The 893-nt window shown below is 32.3% G+C and carries 1 protein-coding gene; it reads right to left on the bottom strand.

All coding sequences use genetic code 11. From position 1 onward, the window contains the following. Positions 1-86: 86 nt before the first annotated feature. A complete protein-coding gene (locus BHE89_RS18745; RefSeq protein ID WP_069367793.1) occupies positions 87-701 on the bottom strand; it encodes a dual OB domain-containing protein in 615 nt (204 codons plus the stop codon). Positions 702-893 lie beyond the last annotated feature (192 nt).

Here is an 893-nt window from a genome sequence, read left to right on the forward strand (position 1 = left end):
TTACTTTTTTGATTTTTTCAAGTATCCAAAAAATGTTTCAGCTTTCTTTTGAGTAAATCCTATTGTATATATACGCATAATATCCCTCAGAAAATTGTAGCAACAAGTTTATAACAATAACCTAAGTATTGTTCCCCTAAACTCAGACATAGAATACCTGACAGTTGCAAATTTTTCGCTACAATCTCATCAAATTTAGGATCCGTCACTGCAAAATCATAATCTATCCCTCTATATGTGAATGAAGCTCTCCTTTTATCATCCACGGTATAATAAAGCCTTAAATTTTGTACTCGCACTAGATACAACGATTGAGGCACATGATACAAACCAGCTGTTATATGAGTAAAATCGATTCTATTCGTTGTCCCCCAAAGATCTACAGGGGAATCTAGTAGAGTATGCAATTGCTCAGAATTAAATGAATAATTTTGAATCCACTCAGTGTCATTAATCAAATAATTTTCAGGCTGATGAGGAAGAGGGACGTGCTCTTCTAATTCCATAAGCACTTTTTGAAATGGCTTAACATTAAAAGTACCGTGAGGGTTTCTGATTTTAGCTTGTTGATGACTTAACTCCCCACCTTGTATATTTGAAACTGGTCTTATCCATCTACCTGTACTAACACATTTTCCTGCAACACAATGTTGGCCATGCTTAATAGAATTAGCTAATACCACAATTTCATATTGAGCCATATAATCTCCTAATGAACACAACATTACTCAAAAATAAAGTAAATATTTATTAGTCAGTAAGTTATATCACATCCATAAAAATTTACTTTGAAAGCAATCACTCTTTGAATGAAAATTCATTAGGATAAAGTCAAATATTCAATTATTAGCAATAACTGGCTAGCTAAATTAACATTGTCATCTGTAAAAAGA

Source organism: Shigella sp. FC1967, assembly GCF_001743005.1.
In the GTDB taxonomy this organism is placed as follows: Bacteria; Pseudomonadota; Gammaproteobacteria; order Enterobacterales; family Enterobacteriaceae; genus Proteus.

Coding starts and splice junctions, on each gene's coding strand:
- BHE89_RS18745 (WP_069367793.1), bottom strand. CDS start 701: ATGGCTCAATATGAAATTGTGGTATTAGCTAATTCTATTAAGCATGGC.